The organism is Mucilaginibacter jinjuensis, from assembly GCF_028596025.1.
Lineage (GTDB): Bacteria > Bacteroidota > Bacteroidia > Sphingobacteriales > Sphingobacteriaceae > Mucilaginibacter > Mucilaginibacter jinjuensis.
In genome coordinates this window covers 4,099,383-4,114,014 of the sequence record NZ_CP117167.1, presented here as the reverse complement: position 1 = coordinate 4,114,014, position 14,632 = coordinate 4,099,383, and the positions used below count along the sequence as shown (strand labels likewise).

Here is a 14,632-nt window from a genome sequence, read left to right as displayed (position 1 = left end):
GATTATGGTTGGCCTGCACCGCCTGATGAGCCGTATACTTGTCCGGTTGCATAACTGGCATCGCCTGCCGCTAACTGCACATATATGGAGGCTAATTCTGCAGGTTGACCAGGGCGACCCAATGGTGTTTGCCCGCCAAATTGCTTTAACTTTTCCTGGGTTGCACCACCGCTAACTTGTAAGGGTGTCCAGATTGGTCCGGGTGCTACACCGTTAACCCTGATTCCTTTTGGACCCAGTTGTTTGGCCAGTGATTTCACATAGTTCATGGTTGCCGCTTTGGTTTGGGCGTAGTCATACAAGTCTGGTGACGGGTCGTACGCCTGTTCTGATGTGGTACCGATAATGGCTGATCCGGGTTTCAAATGTGGCAGGGCTGCCTTGATGATCCAGAACGGCGCATAAATATTGGTCTTCATGGTCCAATCGAATTGTTCAGTAGATATATCGAGGATCGAGGCATGCGATTGTTGACGGCCTGCATTGTTTACCACAATATCTAACCCACCTAAACCTTCTACAGCCTGTGCAACTAGTTTCTGGCAAAAAGCTTCGTCGCGTAAGTCACCTGGGATGGCTATTGCTTTGCGTCCTTCAGCTTTAATTAAAGCAACAACTTCCCGTGCATCGGGCTCCTCACTTGGGAAATAGTTGATGGCAACATCAGCACCTTCGCGTGCATAAGCAATGGCGGCAGCACGGCCCATTCCAGAATCGCCACCTGTAATCAGTGCTTTGCGACCCATTAAACGGCCAGATCCTTTATAACTTTTCTCGCCATGATCGGGCACCGGGTTCATTTTGCTGGCTAAGCCCGGCCATGGTTGTGACTGTCCTTCAAATGGTGGTTTGGGGTACTTGGTAGTTGGGTCCTGCAAATCAAGCACAGCAGTACGTTCTGTGTGCGGTTCTGCCTGGGCAGAAAGCACAGGGGCTGCAACAGCCGCTGCTATGCCGGCACCTAAGCCACCTATAATCTGGCGGCGCATGGTTTTATTTTCTTCAGTCATGGTTGTTAATCTTTTTAATTTATGGTTAAATAACCAATCTTTAAAGTAATTAGTTTTTAAAATCACAGATAAATATTAAAACCTCAACGCAGCATCTTTTGGTTAATTTGCCACACTTATTTTTACACATCGTGTACGTGCAGCAAAAAATATAATTGCAAATTGCACTCCCGGATCAACCACAACGTTTATCCAATAAATACAAGCCGAAAACTTAAATGGAACAATATATTTTAGGAATTGATATTGGTACAGGTAGCACTAAAGGTGTTGCCTTAAACTTAAATGGTGTGGTATTGGCATCATCGCAGCATCATTATCCTATTTATCAACCCCATCCTAATTATAGCGAGCAAAACCCCGACCTGATATGGGATGCCTTTGTAAAATGTGTTCAGGATGTTGTTCAACAGCTCAAGCAATCACCGCAGGCTATTAGTTTCAGCAGCGCCATGCACAGTTTAATCCCGGTGGATGAAAATGGTGCAGCTTTAAGCCAGATGATTACCTGGGCCGATGTACGCAGCGAAGAAATTGCCGAAAGGATCAGGGCATCTGCCGAAGGCGAGGCTATTTACAAAGAAACAGGTACGCCGATACATCCGATGTCGCCCTTGTGCAAACTCATCTGGCTTAGAGAAAACGAGGCAGATCTGTTTAACAGCACACACAAATTTGTATCTATTAAGGGCTATATCTGGCATAAACTTTTTAACCGGTTTGAGACTGATTACTCCATCGCTTCGGCAACCGGCTTGTTTGATATTAAGAAACTTACGTGGAGCGATGCTGCGTGTAAATTGGCAGGTGTTCGGTTAGATCAGCTTTCTGATGCGGTTAATACTACCTATATGCGTACCGGCTTAGTTGATAAAAGCGCCAGTCTGTTGAATATCCCCCCAACAGCACAATTTGTAATAGGGGCAAGCGATGGTTGCTGTGCCAATATGGGCAGCTATGTTACCCAACCCGGCACGGCCGCCTTAACCATTGGTACAAGCGGTGCTGTGCGTATTACCGGCCCGCAACCGGTTTATAACTACCATGCCATGACGTTTAACTACCTGTTGGATGAAAAGACTTATGTAAGCGGCGGCGCAGTTAACAATGGCGGTATAGCGGTAGACTGGTTATTGAAGAAGTTTTTAAATCAATCCAATTTAAATTCAGATAGTTATCAATCGTTATTTAAAGCGATAGATGGCGTGCCAGCAGGCAGTGACGGGCTCATATTTCTACCTTATCTATACGGCGAACGCGCACCAATATGGGATGCCAACAGCAGCGGGGCATATCTGAATATCCAGCCGCAACATGGCCAAAATCATTTTCTAAGAGCTGCGCTCGAAGGCATTTGTTTTGCACTGAATGATGTATTAAACTCATTGGAAGGTGCATCTACAGAAATCGAGCAGATCAACATTAGCGGTGGCTTTATCACCTCGCAAACCTGGGTACAAATACTGGCCGATATTACAGGGAAAAAATTGATGGTGCTACAATCTGAAGACGCTTCGGCGATGGGCGCTATATTTTTGGCTATGCAGGCCTTATATCCCAATAAGCAACTTCCGGTTATTGAAAAACCTGTTTTGATAAAACCTAACACAGATAATCATCAAACTTACACACAGATTTTCCCACTATACAAAAAACTTTATGAGGATTTAAAGGGCTCGATGCAAATGCTGCACCAGTTGAAAAAATAATTTGCTGATTTGGCGATTTGTTAATTAGATAATGAATGTATTCGTTGATGAAACTGCTACTGCCACTTGCCTCTGCCACTTTTTTCACGGACTGCTACTGCCACTCGCCACTGCTACTCTTAAACAACCCCAACATTAAGGCAATAAACTTGTTAGCTGTTAACAAGTGTGCCCATGAAATCAAGGTTCTTCATTTATGTTTCCTTAATAGTCGATCTGCTTATTGCGGCTTCTAAGTTTATAGCGGCTGCCATTACGGGCAGTTCTTCTATGCTGGCAGAAGGGATCCATTCTATCATTGATGCAATAAGTCAGCTTTTGCTGATATTGGGTTTTAAACTAAGTAAGAGAAGACCCGATTCCACAAGGCCTTTCGGTTATGGTAAAGAGCTGTATTTCTGGTCGTTTATTGTATCGCTGGTTATATTTAGTTTGGGCGGCTGCATCTCTTTTTACGAAGGCTTAACCCGCCTTAAAAACCCGGAATTTGAAGGCAGTCCTAACTGGAACTATATTACACTGGCCATTGCCTTTGTATTTAATATGGTATCGATGATTGCCGCACTCAAAGCGTTTAACCAGCAACGAGGCCGGGTAAGCTTTTGGAAAGCCGTTGTTAAAACTAAAGACCCATCAACCATCATTGTTTTACTGGGCGATTTTGGCGATCTGCTCGGTTTATTCATAGCTTTTTGGGGTGTGTTCCTGGGGCGATTATATCATAATCCATATTTTGATGGTTTTGCCTCCATGCTCATTGGGTTGATACTGATTGCGATTTCAGCAGTATTGATCCGCGAAAGCAAAAGCTTACTGTTGGGCGAAACTCCAAGCCCTAAAAATATCAGAAAAGTTGTGGCCCTGGCAGAAGCTGATGAAGCGGTGATTAAAGTGAAAAAGCATTTCTCAACCTACCTGGCACCTGAGGAGATTTTGTTACAATTAAACACTGTTTTTAAAGATAATTTAACCACCCGGCAAATTACCGATGCCATTGAAAGGATCACCAAAACTATCCAGGCAGAGTTCCCATTTATGAAGCAAATATTTATTGAACCTGTGGCACGGTAACAATATTGTAATAATAGTGTGTAAATATTACACCAACTACCGAAATTCTGTTTTCTTCTGTATGTTTGGCTAATGCAATTTGTAAACAGATTGCTTTGTACCACCAATTAATCGCAACCTAAGTATCGCTTAGCTTTTATGAAAACCAATTTACCCAAACTGCTGCCCTTGTTGGCTATAGCCCTCATTGTAAGTTCTGCAACATTACCTGTTGTAAAAAAGAAGAAAACACAACCACACGTTAAAGAAACCGTTGTTTTCTTCGATGACTTTTCAGGCAAAACCGTCGATCGTTCTAAATGGAATGTAAGGAACACCGAGTTTGTTGTTAATAATGAGCAGCAGGCTTATGTTGATTCATCGGCTACGGTTTACATAACCCACGGTGCCGAGGCCGAAGGTGCGCAGAACGGCGCATTGGTTATTAAACCTGTTTTTTACAAAGGTTTCGAGAATAAATTTGGCAAATTCGATTTCCTTTCTGGTCGAATGGATACGCGCAGCAAAGTAGAGGTTACTTACGGCCATTTATCAGCACGGATGAAACTGCCGGTTGGCGATGGCTACTGGCCTGCATTTTGGGCATTAGGCGTGGGCAAATGGCCTGATTGTGGTGAGATTGATATTATGGAAAACGTAGGCGAGGGCGACTGGGTAAGTGCCGCCATACACGGCCCTGGCTACTTTGGCGAAACACCTATTGTAAATAAAGTTTATTTAAAGCCAGGCAATGATGTATCTAAATGGCATGTATACTCTGTTGATTGGGATGCTAATGCCATGGTATTTAAGGTTGATGGCGAAGTATTTTATCGCGTTACCCGCCCAATGATTGAAAACTATGGCAAATGGGCTTTTGATGCCCCTAAATATTTGATCCTTAATATGGCTTTGGGCGGCGCTTATCCTGCCAAGGTAAACGGTATCAAGTCGCCATATAATGGTATGTCAGAGAAGGTTGTAAACGAAATTAAAGCCGGGAAAGCCAAAGTTCTGGTAGACTGGGTTAAAGTAACACGATAATATTTGAGACAAAGGACGGAAGAGAAAAGAGGAAGGACGTGAAAAGACAAAAGAGCAAGGACTATGGGATAAATGAAAAATTTTACTTCTGTGATCCCAATCTATCATCCTTCAATCCTTCATCCTTTTGTCTTTCATCCATTGTCCTTTTTCCTTCTGTCCAATTAAAATCTATTTCATGAATATTCTAAAAAATTATGCAGCTGGGTTAAGCCTTGCTGTGCTGTTTGCCAATACTGTAACGGTTAAGGCACAATCAACGCAAAACCCACCGCAGCTGGGCAAAAATTCTATCAAAGAAGTTATTGCCGCCATGACGCTACAAGAGAAAGTAACCTTGTTAGTAGGCTCGGGCAAGGCACCGAAACCCAAACCAGCCGGTAACGGAAAGCCAGGAGTAAGTAATGGCTGGGTGCCAGAACCTCCAATGATCGGCCATACCGAAACTAAAGTGCCGGGGGCAGCAGGTAATACTACGGCTATTCCGCGTTTGGGTATCCCGTCGATGGTTTTGAGCGATGGCCCGGCAGGGGTACGTATTTCGCCAACACGCAAAGGCGATAGCACGCATACTTATTATGCTACTGCCTGGCCGGTGGGTACATTGTTGGCTTCAACCTGGGATCCTCAGGTGGTAAACACTGTAGGTAAAGCCTTTGGTAACGAGGTAAAAGAATATGGTGTCGATATTCTACTAGCTCCGGGTGTAAACATCCACCGTAACCCATTAAATGGCCGGAATTTCGAATATTATTCTGAAGATCCTTTAGTGGCAGGTACTATAGCCGGTGCTTTAATCAATGGGATACAATCAAACGGGGTGGGTACATCTATCAAACACTTTGTGGCTAATAACCAGGAGAGCAACCGTAACTACAATAACTCTATTGTGAGTGAAAGGGCATTGCGCGAGTTATATCTAAAGGTATTCCGCATAGGTATCAGTGCTTCTAACCCATGGACGGTAATGTCTTCATACAACAGGGTGAACGGCGTGTATACCGCTCAACGTAAAGATTTATTAACCACGGTTCTGCGCGATGAGTGGAAGTATAAAGGTTTTGTAATGACCGACTGGGGCGGCGGATACGATTGGATTGCCGAAATGAATGCCGGTAATGATTTAATCATGCCGGGAAGACCGGATCAGATCGAAACCCTGATCAATGCCGTTCAGCACGATTCATTGAGTGTTAAAGTATTGGATAGAAACGTGGAGCACATGCTAAACATCATCCTGAAGTCGCCATCATTTCAAAAATATGCCTACAGCAACAAACCTGATCTGAAAGCCCATGCCGAGATAGCCCGTAAAGCAGCAACCGAGGGGATGATCTTATTGAAAGACCAGGGTCATGTCTTACCTATCAGCCACTCGGTAAAAACTATCGCAGCTTTTGGCAATGCTACATATAATACTATCCCGGGTGGTACAGGTAGTGGCGAGGTTAACAAAGCCTATGTTATTTCGATCTATCAGGGTTTAACAAATGCCGGTTATCAGCCGGATGAGAGTCTGAAAAATGCTTATACCCAATATTTTCAGAATGCAAAAACCGGTCAGCAGCCACGCCGCAGATCTTTTGGCGAAATGCCGACAAGTGATAGCCTGCTTAATGCAACCGTACAACATAATGATGTTGCCCTAATTACCATTGGCAGAAACGCAGGCGAAGGCAACGACCGCAACCTCGAAAACAACTATAAACTAACCGCTGAAGAAAAACAACAGTTTAAAACCATTGCCGATGCTTTCCATGCTAAAGGCAAAAAGGTTATTGCTGTATTAAATATTGGTGGTGTTATTGATATGAACGAATGGCAGGATAATGCAGATGCGATACTATTGGCATGGCAGCCCGGCCAGGAAGCAGGTAACGCTATTGCCGATGTATTAAGTGGCAAGGTAAACCCATCTGGTAAACTGGCTACTACTTTCCCGGTAAATTATGAGGATGTACCATCGGCTAAAAACTTCCCGGGTACACCGGCTAATCACCCAGAGCAGGTGGTATACCAGGAAGGTATTTATGTAGGTTACCGCTATTATGATAGCTTTAACGTGAAACCTATGTATGAGTTTGGTTACGGCTTATCGTATACTGATTTTGCTTTAAGTAACCTCAAATTGAGTTCAGCAACCTTTAACGGCACTGTTACAGCTACTGTTAATGTTAAAAATACCGGTAAGATAGCAGGTAAAGAAGTAGTACAGATCTACGTAACCGCCCCTGCAAAAACGATTGATAAACCTACGCAGGAGCTGAAAGCCTTTGGTAAAACCCGTTTATTGCAACCGGGCGAATCACAACAATTAACTTTCATCATTAAGGCTGCCGATCTGGCCTCGTTCCATACAGATAATTCTGAGTGGATTACCGACGCAGGCAAATATGAAGTAAAGGCAGGCATCTCGTCACGTGATATTAAACAAACCGCCACTTTCAATGTGCCGAAATCTATTATGGTTGAAAAAGATCATAAAGCGGTGCAGCCAGAAGTAGCTATTGATGAATTAAAAGCTAAACGTTAACAAGATGATGCGTAAAATCAGGAGTATTATAATATGCGGGTTTGTTTTAACTACTGGCATCCATAGTATATCTTTTGCAAAAACAGCCCCTCGTAAAAGCAAAGCGGATGCAGGTAAAACGGTATATGTTAAGCTGAAACTTAACTCGGATGCGCCGTTTAAGGTTAGCGTGGCGCCCTTGAAATATAATAAGCACCTGGCCTTTAGTTTTACGCTTGATGATGGTTACCGTTCGGCATTTACCTGCGCTTACCCATTGTTAAATGGAGGATTGGTTAGTCCTGCTATACCGGATGAATATCACAGTGACCAGGGAGGTGACGGTGAAAAATCAGATGGCTTGTTTTATACTAATGGCTGCGGCAAAAATGTGGCCTTTAAATTAGCTGTTGCCCTGAATGCCGGTATCGTTTATGATCATCCGGACAACCGCGCCCGCTTATCATGGGCCGAAGTTAAAACGCTTTACGATGCAGGCTGGGATATTTTAAATCATGGTTATCATCATTTATCGAAACATGGTACTGATTATAATACCGAGGTTCTGCAAAATATAAAGGTGGTACAAGAGAAGGTGGGTTTCACCATGACCCAATTTGTAGTGCCTGGCGGTGAACATGATGAGGGGTATGAGCATATTTATGAGCAGGATGCGCTTAAAGCAGGTGCTTATGCAGTAGCATCATACGTAGGCAAAGGCCCTGCTATTGATGTTAATAAACCGGTTGATCTGAAAGATATGATCTATGCACGCAATTTTTTGCAAAGCAATAAGGATAGCCTGGATTTCAAAACTATTGATCGTGATTTAAACCGTATTGATTCGCTAATGAAGCAGCCTCAGCCTATCTGGTATAATGAGTTTACGCATAGTGTTGGCGACAAAAATCTCTGGAACTTAAGTATGCTTTATCCCGAGTTTAAATATTATATGACTTCGATCGATAAAACGTATGGAGCTAAAGGCACTGATAGTATTTGGATGGCACCCTGGCAGGAAGTGTATGAATATATTTGGCTTAGAGACCATATTAAGGTAACATCGCAACAACAGGGCCGTAATGTAGTGCTTAAGTTAGAAGTACCTCCAATACCGGCTAATTTTAGACATACGGAGATTTCTATCAATATAGATACCCGCACTCAATTTACTGTTAATAATGCTGCTCCATTAAAAATGAGTAATAACGGGCACAATCTTTTAAATATAGAATTGGGTAGTATTTAAATTTAAGTTAATGATAATCAGCTTTTAGTAAATTGTATTAATTAATTGTATTGATAACGCTGATTTAGATACAAATAAAATTCTCTTTATTTGTATCATATATACACAAAAGCCAGTATAATATTACTGGCTTTTGTGTATATATGATAAGGCAATATGCCAGTAGATTTAAATAACCTGACGGGGGATGCGGATATATTCCATTATAAATAATTCTGTATATTCGCCTTTAGTATCACTTTAATAAAACGCCTAAATGAAAACAAAATAGCAAGAGTATAGTTGGAACGGACAAGATAATTAACCTTGAAAATAATTTAAACAGGGTAATACACTCATCAATTTTACTGTTGCAAATCAGTATTAATCATAATCGTTTTTTTAATAACTTAATACCTATTATGCATTCTGCAAATAGATATATTATATTTTAACGGACATTTTAAATATATATGAATCTAAAAAGAGCTATTACAGCACTTATATTTTTCTTAGTAATAATTGTATCTCATACTGCTTACTCTCAATCCAATTTAGCCGATGTTAAGGTTGATGAACTTTCTGATACACAAATCAGGCAGATCATTCAAAAAGCCGCTTCGGTTGGTTATACAGATAATAATCAGATCGCACAAATGGCCGTTGCACAAGGCCTTAGTCCGGATGAAGCACAAAAATTAACGCTCCGCATTGATAAAATTAAGAAAGACGATAATAATAATAAGGATAATAATACATCCTCTAAAAATGGTAATAAGCAGTTTCAGACTAATGATTACAATGGGAGATCATACGCAGATTCTACCGACACCTCGAAGGTAGGGAAGCGGAATTATGAAAACGATCGCCAGAAACAAATGCGTGATGCATTTGGAAACCTGATCCCTAAAATATTTGGGGAAGATCTGTTTAAAAACAGTAAAATAAGCTTTGAGCCTAATTTGAGGATGGCAACGCCTAAAAGCTATGTAATAGGGCCCGACGATGAACTGCTGATAGATTTAACAGGTGATAATGAAGCTAATTATAATTTAAAAGTAACTCCTGATGGTACCATACGCCTGCAATATGTAGGTTTAATTTCAGTAGGTGGTTTAACCATTGAAGAAGCTACAGCAAAGATAAAGGCTGCGATGTCTAAAACATATACCGGGTTAAGAACGGGCAGAAGTAGTGTTGCGGTTAATCTTGGAAATATAAGGAGCATAAAGGTTACCATTATTGGCGAATCTGTTAAGCCCGGCTCTTACACACTATCTTCATTATCAACAGTATTTAATGCTTTATATGCATCCGGCGGACCTAATAAAAACGGATCGTTCAGAAAAATCCAGGTAATCAGAAACAGTAAAGTTGTAGCTAATATAGATGTGTATGATTTTCTGCTGAAGGGTATCCAGAAAAACATCAGATTGCAAGATCAGGATGTTATTAACATACCTGTTTATGATACGCGTGTAGAAATGAGTGGCGAAGTTAAAAGGCCGGCGTTATACGAGGCCTTAAAAACAGAGTCGCTGCAAGATATAATCAATTTTGCAGGCGGTTTTACAAGCCAGGCCTACACAGCTAATATTAAGGTTTTACAAAACACCAATAGAGAGCGTAAAATAGTGGATGTGGATGCAGATCATTTCACTACATACAAGCCGGTAAACGGAGATAAATATATCATTGAAAAAATTCTCGACCGGTTTGAAAACCGTGTAGAAATTTTAGGAGCTGTTTTTCGCCCGGGCAAATATGAATTGGAAAAAGGCATGACCTTGAAGCAACTGATTCAAAAAGCAGATGGCTTGAAAGAAGATGCCTTTTTAAACAGGGGGTATATAGCAAGGCTTAATTTAGATAATACACCTGCATTGTTATCTTTTGATGTTGAAAAGATAATTAACGGAACACAGGCAGATATCCCATTACAAAGGGAAGATAAGGTTACCATTTCTTCAATATTTGATTTGAGGGATGAATACCGGGTTGAAATTAAAGGTGAGGTTAGAAACCCGGGCATCTTCAAGTATGGAGATAACATGAACCTTGAGTCACTTATTCAACAAGCAGGTGGCTTTAATGAGGGCGCAACGCCTAAGCGTATAGAAATTTCACGAAGGGTAAAGAATAGTGATGCAATGTCGACATCGGCTACAACCGCTCAGATTTTTACGGTAAATGTTGATCAGAATTTAAAATTAATTGGCGATCCATTTATACTTCAACCGTTCGATATTGTATCAGTTAGAGGCGCAGAAGGTTACCAGGTTCAAAAAGTTGTTAAAATAGAAGGTGAAGTGTTATATCCTGGTACATATACCATTCAACGCAAGGACGAGAAAATATCTGATATTGTGAAAAGAGCCGGTGGTTTAACTGCAATGGCTTTTCCTGAAGGTGCATCATTAAGAAGGCCAGGCCCGGAAGTACCTAAAGAAAAAAACAAAGACAACAACAATGACAATAATATTAACGGCAACAATACTAACAACAACAATAATAATAAAGATAGAAACAGTGTTGACCGAAGTAAAGAAGACAATGAAAAGCTGTTAAACCTAAAACGCTTGCAGCTGGCTCAGGGTGTTAAAGACTCTTCGAGTTTGCAGCAAGACTCTTTGTCCCTAAGAAGCGACTTTGTTGGTATTGATCTGGTTAGGATTTTACAAAAGCCAGAATCGCGATATAATTTACTGATGGAAGATGGTGATATAATTACCGTTCCAAAAGAGCTCCAAACTATCCGTGTTTCGGGAGAGGTTCTTAAGCCGATTAATATAGTTTATAAATCTGGTAAAAGCATGAGCGAGTATATTAATGAATCGGGAGGTTTTACTTATAATGCCAGCAAAAAAGGTGCTTATGTAGTATATGCCAACGGATCTATTAAATCAACCAAGAAGTTTCTGTTCTTTTATGATTACCCTTCAATTAAACCTGGTGCCGAGATTTTTGTGCCGAAACACCCGCCAAGAGAAAAATTTGGATTACAGGGAATTGTAGGCCTATCAACAGCCCTGGCTTCGCTGGCAGCTATTTTAGTAACGGTATTAAGGTAATATAGACCTAATTATAAGTTAAAAGCAGCCCTGTAATTAAAACAGCAATAGAAGGTAAAAAAGTTAAGCAGATAAAGATGAGATTGTGTTAAAAGGCCTGTAAATAAGGTTGAGCAAATGTATACTGGAATACAGTACGCGCCTTGGGAAATTTGAGGTATGAGCAATAAGGATTTATTTATACGCAGTTACAAAGGCAAAAAAGTTTTTGTTACAGGGCATACCGGCTTTAAGGGCTCGTGGCTGATAACAATACTTAATTGTTTGGGCGCAAAAATATTGGGCTATGCCTTAGAACCCGAAAACCCACAATCTCTTTATCGTTATATATCATCAGATATAAACCAGGGAAGTATAATTGATGATATCCGTAACCGGGATAGATTGATCAATGCCGTTCTTAATTTTGAACCCGATTATATTTTCCATTTAGCAGCACAACCATTAGTTAGGTTATCATATAGCATACCATCAGAAACCTTTGATGTTAATGTAACCGGTACTGCAAATATTTTAGAAGCCGCAAAAATGCTGAAAAATAAATGCAGTATAATTGTTATCACAACAGATAAGGTATATGAAAATAAAGAAACAACGTATGCTTATCGCGAGGATGATACTTTAGGAGGGTATGACCCTTACAGCGCAAGTAAGGCCGCGGCAGAGATAGTTGTATCATCTTTTAGAAACTCATTTTTTAATATAAATAATTACGGGGCACACCAAAAAGCCGTTATAAGTGCAAGGGCCGGCAATGTAATAGGAGGGGGTGACTGGAGTAAAGACCGGATAATTCCTGATATTATACGGTCAATGCAAACATCACAGCCCATTGAGGTTAGAAACCCTAATTCTGTTAGGCCGTGGCAACACGTGCTTGAGCCATTAACAGGCTATTTATTGGCCGGGGCATTGCTAAATGAAAACCCCGGATTAATTTCGGGGGCTTATAACTTCGGCCCCGAAATTAGCGACCATTTAACGGTAGAAGATCTTGTTAATATTGCTTTAAAATGTTGGGGAAGCGGAACCTGGGTGTATACAGGCAATGAGTCTCAGCCGCACGAGGCAGGTTTGCTTAAACTTAATATTGATAAGGCAAAAAGCATATTGCATTGGCAACCCAAGCTCAATAGTACCCAGGCTATTGAATGGACTATTGACTGGTATAAACAAAAGCCCGATGACATTCTGATTTATACGATAAACCAAATTGAACATTATTTGGCCTTATGATCTTTACAGAAAACCCACTACCAGGCAGTTATGTGATAACACCTACACCTTTTACAGATGAGCGTGGTTGGTTTGCCCGCACCTATTGTGAGGCTGAATTTGAAAAAATAGGTCATCATAAATCGTGGAAGCAAATGAACCATTCTTTCACGAAACAAAAAGGAACGATACGGGGTATGCATTATCAGTTACCGCCATACGGCGAAATTAAATTAGTGAGATGTGTACATGGGGCTGTTTATGATGTAATAGTTGATATCAGGCAAAATTCACCAACATTTTTGCAGTGGTTTGGCACCACGCTATCAGCAGGGAATAAAAACATGATGTATATACCGGTTGGGTTTGCACATGGTTTCCAAACGCTCGAAGACGACTGTGAGCTTATTTACCAGCACAGCGAATTTTATGTACCAAATTCTGAAGCCGGTATAAGATATAATGATGACCTGGTGAAAATAGAATGGCCCTTAGATGTGTTGAGTATATCTGACAGAGATTTGAACCACCCGCCACTAAACCTAAATTTTAAAGGAATTTAATATGCAATGCAGATTTTGTAAAACAGAATTAGAGAATGAGTTTATTGATTTAATAAACTCGCCTGCTTCTAATTCCTTTTTATCTAAAGAAGAATTAAATCAGCCAGAAACATACTTCCCGCTTAAAGTATATACCTGCCATAAATGCTTTTTAGTACAGGTGGATGAGTATAAAAAATCGGATGCTATTTTTGATAGTAATTACGTTTATTTTTCGTCGTACAGTACCAGTTGGTTAGCACATGCCAAACGTTATACAGAAATGATGACGGAAAGATTCGGCTATAATGAAGATTCTTTGGTTGTCGAAATCGCATCAAATGATGGATATCTTTTACAATACTTTCATCAAAAAAATATCCCGGTATTAGGTATCGAACCTACTGCAAATACAGCCGCAGCGGCTAAAGAAAAAGGTGTAGAATCAATAGTCGACTTTTTTAGTGTAGCGCTGGCACGTGAGTTAGAAAAGGATGGTAAAAAAGCCGATTTAATACTGGGAAACAATGTACTGGCCCATGTACCCGATATCCTGGATTTTGTAGGCGGAATTAAAATAGCGTTGAAAAGCGATGGTGTTGTAACCATGGAGTTTCCGCATTTGGTACAACTGATTGATAATAATCAATTTGATACAATTTATCATGAGCATTTCTCTTATCTGTCGTTTTACACGGTAAAGCAAATATTTGAGTCGCAGGGCTTACAAATGTTTGATGTGGAAGAAATACCAACCCATGGAGGTTCCTTGCGTATTTATGCCAAACATGCAGGCGATACCACTAAAGGTATTTCGCCCAATGTAGCTGCACTTTTAGATAAGGAAATAAAAAGAGGTATCAACGATTTAACATACTACAGCAATTTTCAACAAAAGGCATTTAATATAAAACTTGATACTGTTAATTTTTTAATAGCACAAAAAAAGGCAAAAAAGAAAGTAGCGGCTTACGGGGCAGCGGCCAAAGGGAATACATTACTTAATTATTGTGGTGTTAAAAGTGATTTGATTGACTTTGTTGTTGATGCCAACCCACATAAGCAAAACAAATTTATGCCAGCAAGCCATATCCCGGTAATGAATGAGCAATATCTGAAAGATGCCAAACCTGATTTTGTGATTATATTACCCTGGAATTTGAAAGACGAAATAGTAGAGCAACTTGCCTATATTAAAGAGTGGGGCGGCCAATTTGTTATTGCTATACCCGCTTTAAAAATATTATAGCT

General features: G+C 40.6%; 10 protein-coding genes. 9 read left to right on the top strand and 1 reads right to left on the bottom strand.

All coding sequences use genetic code 11. The features are described 5' to 3' along the window. Positions 1-2 precede the first annotated feature (2 nt). Positions 3-1,010: an SDR family oxidoreductase gene (locus PQO05_RS17940; RefSeq protein ID WP_273628811.1), complete on the bottom strand. Its 1,008-nt coding sequence runs from the start codon at positions 1,008-1,010 to the stop codon at positions 3-5. A 218-nt stretch (positions 1,011-1,228) separates the two neighbouring features. On the opposite strand from PQO05_RS17940, the gene PQO05_RS17935 reads away from it, so the two are divergent. The 9 genes from PQO05_RS17935 (at position 1,229) to PQO05_RS17895 (ending at position 14,630) form a co-directional block, all read left to right on the top strand. Beyond that, positions 1,229-2,719 (top strand): gluconokinase, encoded by a 1,491-nt coding sequence (locus PQO05_RS17935; protein WP_273628810.1) that lies wholly within the window; start codon positions 1,229-1,231, stop codon positions 2,717-2,719. 174 nt (positions 2,720-2,893) lie between these two features. After that, positions 2,894-3,790 (top strand): cation diffusion facilitator family transporter, encoded by an 897-nt coding sequence (locus PQO05_RS17930; protein WP_273628809.1) that lies wholly within the window; start codon positions 2,894-2,896, stop codon positions 3,788-3,790. Between the two features lie 138 nt (positions 3,791-3,928). Continuing rightward, positions 3,929-4,813, top strand: a complete 885-nt coding sequence (locus PQO05_RS17925; protein ID WP_273628808.1) for a glycoside hydrolase family 16 protein — start codon at positions 3,929-3,931, stop codon at positions 4,811-4,813. Positions 4,814-4,991: 178 nt separating this feature from the next. Then, a complete protein-coding gene (locus tag PQO05_RS17920; RefSeq protein ID WP_273628807.1) occupies positions 4,992-7,346 on the top strand; it encodes a glycoside hydrolase family 3 C-terminal domain-containing protein in 2,355 nt (784 codons plus the stop codon). A 4-nt stretch (positions 7,347-7,350) separates the two neighbouring features. Continuing rightward, positions 7,351-8,574: a polysaccharide deacetylase family protein gene (locus PQO05_RS17915; protein WP_273628806.1), complete on the top strand. Its 1,224-nt coding sequence runs from the start codon at positions 7,351-7,353 to the stop codon at positions 8,572-8,574. Between the two features lie 452 nt (positions 8,575-9,026). Further along, positions 9,027-11,624: an SLBB domain-containing protein gene (locus PQO05_RS17910; RefSeq protein ID WP_273628805.1), complete on the top strand. Its 2,598-nt coding sequence runs from the start codon at positions 9,027-9,029 to the stop codon at positions 11,622-11,624. 159 nt (positions 11,625-11,783) lie between these two features. After that, positions 11,784-12,860 (top strand): CDP-glucose 4,6-dehydratase, encoded by a 1,077-nt coding sequence (gene rfbG / locus PQO05_RS17905; protein WP_273628804.1) that lies wholly within the window; start codon positions 11,784-11,786, stop codon positions 12,858-12,860. Beyond that, a complete protein-coding gene (gene rfbC / locus PQO05_RS17900) occupies positions 12,857-13,402 on the top strand; it encodes a dTDP-4-dehydrorhamnose 3,5-epimerase (protein ID WP_273628803.1) in 546 nt (181 codons plus the stop codon). Before rfbG ends, rfbC begins: the two co-directional genes overlap by 4 nt. A 1-nt stretch (position 13,403) precedes the next feature. Further along, positions 13,404-14,630, top strand: coding sequence for a class I SAM-dependent methyltransferase (locus tag PQO05_RS17895; protein ID WP_273628802.1), 1,227 nt, complete (start codon positions 13,404-13,406; stop codon positions 14,628-14,630). The last annotated feature ends 2 nt before the right edge of the window (positions 14,631-14,632 follow it).

What these genes read in the sequence shown, in the direction of transcription:
- PQO05_RS17940 (WP_273628811.1), bottom strand. Translation starts at nt 1,010, where the DNA reads ATGACTGAAGAAAATAAAACCATGCGCCGCCAGATTATAGGTGGCTTA.
- PQO05_RS17935 (WP_273628810.1), top strand. Translation starts at nt 1,229, where the DNA reads ATGGAACAATATATTTTAGGAATTGATATTGGTACAGGTAGCACTAAA.
- PQO05_RS17930 (WP_273628809.1), top strand. Translation starts at nt 2,894, where the DNA reads ATGAAATCAAGGTTCTTCATTTATGTTTCCTTAATAGTCGATCTGCTT.
- PQO05_RS17925 (WP_273628808.1), top strand. Translation starts at nt 3,929, where the DNA reads ATGAAAACCAATTTACCCAAACTGCTGCCCTTGTTGGCTATAGCCCTC.
- PQO05_RS17920 (WP_273628807.1), top strand. Translation starts at nt 4,992, where the DNA reads ATGAATATTCTAAAAAATTATGCAGCTGGGTTAAGCCTTGCTGTGCTG.
- PQO05_RS17915 (WP_273628806.1), top strand. Translation starts at nt 7,351, where the DNA reads ATGATGCGTAAAATCAGGAGTATTATAATATGCGGGTTTGTTTTAACT.
- PQO05_RS17910 (WP_273628805.1), top strand. Translation starts at nt 9,027, where the DNA reads ATGAATCTAAAAAGAGCTATTACAGCACTTATATTTTTCTTAGTAATA.
- rfbG (WP_273628804.1), top strand. Translation starts at nt 11,784, where the DNA reads ATGAGCAATAAGGATTTATTTATACGCAGTTACAAAGGCAAAAAAGTT.
- rfbC (WP_273628803.1), top strand. Translation starts at nt 12,857, where the DNA reads ATGATCTTTACAGAAAACCCACTACCAGGCAGTTATGTGATAACACCT.
- PQO05_RS17895 (WP_273628802.1), top strand. Translation starts at nt 13,404, where the DNA reads ATGCAATGCAGATTTTGTAAAACAGAATTAGAGAATGAGTTTATTGAT.